Source organism: Streptomyces sp. WM4235 (genome assembly GCF_001279725.1).
In the GTDB taxonomy this organism is placed as follows: domain Bacteria; phylum Actinomycetota; class Actinomycetes; order Streptomycetales; family Streptomycetaceae; genus Streptomyces.
Map to the genome: position 1 here is coordinate 1 of NZ_LGDE01000365.1, position 326 is coordinate 326.

1 protein-coding gene is annotated in these 326 nt (G+C 67.8%); it reads right to left on the reverse strand.

All coding sequences use genetic code 11. The features are described 5' to 3' along the window. Positions 1–128: 128 nt before the first annotated feature. The coding region (locus ADK55_RS22590) for a VOC family protein (RefSeq protein ID WP_199826600.1) at positions 129–326 on the reverse strand (198 nt) is incomplete at its 5' end.

Below are 326 nucleotides of genomic sequence, written 5' to 3' on the forward strand. Positions count from 1 at the left end.
CGGCGGCCGAACGCGCCGATGCCCATCAGATCGGAGGTGCTGTCGTCCATGACCGAGATCATCGACGTTCATCCCACTTGAAGGTCAACTCATCCGACGCGCCGGCGACCGGGGAGTCGCCGGAGCGGTCAGGACGTGGCCGTGCGGGGCTTCGTCTGCTGGACGGCCCAGCCGTTCCCGTCCGGGTCCGAGAAGTACACGAAGGAACCCCAGGGCATGTCCTGGACCTCGGTGACCTCCACGCCCCGCCCCCGAAGATCGGCGTGGCCCGCCTCGATGTCGGCGACCACCACCTGCATGTTGTCCAAGGACCCGGGGGTCATTCG